Raw genomic sequence first — 2,204 nt, 5'->3', positions numbered from 1 at the left:
GTTCAATTGCAGCGATTAGTCGATGCGGGTAATACCGTGGTTATGATTGAGCATGATATGCGTGCCGTTGCACAAGCAGATTGGGTGATTGATGTGGGACCAGGTGCTGGAAATGCTGGTGGGAATATTGTTGTGGCAGGAACACCAAAACAAATAACAGAAAATCAAGATAGCCGTACTGCTCCATATTTAGTTAATGAGTTAGTGAGTCGTGATACTAAACATTGATATTGCGAGTGGGTAGAATAAAACCTTAAATTAAAAGCCTGTAAAATCAATCAGATATTTTTTGTTTTAGGTGGTGTGTGAGCATGAAATCTAAAATTTTTTTCAACTAAGGGCTTTGTTGCACAAACCTATCTGTAAAGGCTTTTTCAGCGATATAATTTTCAAATGAAGAAGCCTACACACAAAATCTACCGCACAACCAATTGGCCCGCATATAACCGAGCACTCATGAGTCGCGGAAATATTGCCATTTGGTTTGATCCTGCTACGCAATGGTATGCGCCATCAAAAGGCAAACAAGGGCGAAATCAAACCTACTCCGACGCAGCCATCCAATGCTGCTTAATGATTAAATCCTTATTTCGTCTGTCTTTACGTATGGTTACTGGCTTTGTGCAAAGTCTGATTAAACTCTCTGGCTTAAATGGGACGGCCCCAGATTATTCGACCATATGTAGAAGACAAAAGCATATTGATATTGTAATCAGCTACCAAAAAAGTAGAGATGGGCTGCATCTACTTATGGACTCTACAGGCATGAAGTTTCTAGGTGAGGTCGAATGGAAGCGCAAGAAACATGGACCTGAATATCGTCGCCAATGGCGTAAACTACATATTGGTATAGATGCCAAAACCCTGCAAATACGAGCAGTTCAGCTTACAACCAATAATGTCAGTGATTCACAGGTGCTTGGTGATTTACTTGATCAGATTCCACAAGATGAGCAGATTGACTCTGTTTATACCGATGGAGCTTATGACACCAAGCAATGCCGTCAGGTCATTGCAGATCGGCAAGCGCATGCGGTGATTCCACCTAGAAAAAATGCGAAACCATGGAAAGATACAAAGAGTAGCTCGCTAGAACGAAATGAATTACTTCGAACAGTTAAACGTTTAGGCAGGACACTATGGAAAAAATGGTCAGGCTATCATCGGCGAAGTTTGGTTGAAACTAAGATGCATTGCATCAAATTATTAGGAGATAAACTCAGCGCAAGGAGTTTTGATAGCCAAGTGAATGAAATTCATGCACGTGTAGCAGTCCTCAACAGATTTACGGAATCAGGTCGACCATTTACCCAAGTTACGCCTTAAATTTGGCTCAATTAGGGGCGCTTTGCATTTCAAATCTTTGTGCAACAAAGCCCTTTGAAAGCGTAAAACTTTCATTGAGAACAACAATGGGTATAGACAGGGACAGTACGAGTTGAGGTGAAACAATAATATTAGTTGTTTTTTAGTTGAACCTTTTTTTGTCAATCGAATTGTTTTTAGTTCAAACATGATGAAGTTTATGAATTAAAATTTAATTCAACATATCATATTTATCTAAATAAAGGATAGTACTTTAACTTATTGAAATCAGGTGAGTGTAAGGGATATATGAAGTTATTGTTTGGTATACTTCGCTTAACATAATCAATATTATACGAAATCAGTGTGTTAGAACCCATTTAAAGTGTCTATATTCTCACCAATAAAAATGTCTAGTTTATGATGGTTTTCATCATCATGGACTGGATATAAATATAGATGCTGATCACTATGTCTGATAAAGAAATTCAACGTCTTGCAGTTTTGCAAGACGTTAGAGATCATCGTATTACACAAGTCCGTGCTGCTGAAATCCTGAATCTTTCCACCCGTCAAATTACCCGGTTATTACAGAAGCTCAATCAAGATGGTGTTTCAGGTATGGCGCATGCCAGTCGTGGTCAACCGGGTCATCGTCGCCATGATGATTTATTAAAATCAAAATGTCTTTCCATTATTTCTGAACATCTGCTGGGATTTGGACCTACCTTGGCCCATGAGAAGCTCAGCAGCATGTTTGACCTGAATATCCCGGTAGAAACGCTTCGGCGCTGGATGACTGCAGATGACCTCTGGATTCCACGATCCAAGCGCCTGAAACGTCCATATCAGCCTCGATACAACCGTGATTGCTTCGGTGAGCTGATCCAGATCGATGG

General features: G+C 40.1%; 3 protein-coding genes. All 3 read left to right on the top strand.

The features are described from left to right. Positions 1 to 228 (top strand): hypothetical protein (locus PV763_RS17430; protein ID WP_147522709.1); only part of this gene is annotated, 228 nt, incomplete at its 5' end. A gap of 165 nt (positions 229 to 393) precedes the next feature. Next, complete coding sequence (locus PV763_RS17425) at positions 394 to 1,326, top strand: IS5 family transposase (RefSeq protein ID WP_420938282.1); 933 nt, start codon at positions 394 to 396, stop codon at positions 1,324 to 1,326. Positions 1,327 to 1,764: 438 nt separating this feature from the next. Continuing rightward, a partial coding sequence (locus PV763_RS17420) for a helix-turn-helix domain-containing protein (RefSeq protein WP_420938281.1) occupies positions 1,765 to 2,204 on the top strand: 440 nt, incomplete at its 3' end.

Source organism: Acinetobacter sp. AS5 (assembly GCF_048957595.1).
Classification (GTDB): Bacteria; Pseudomonadota; Gammaproteobacteria; order Pseudomonadales; family Moraxellaceae; genus Acinetobacter.
Note: the sequence above shows the minus strand (reverse complement) of the source record. Positions and strands in the feature narration are given on the sequence as shown.

Excerpts from the sequence above, each read along its gene's own strand:
- PV763_RS17425 (WP_420938282.1), top strand. The coding sequence starts at position 394 with ATGAAGAAGCCTACACACAAAATCTACCGCACAACCAATTGGCCCGCA.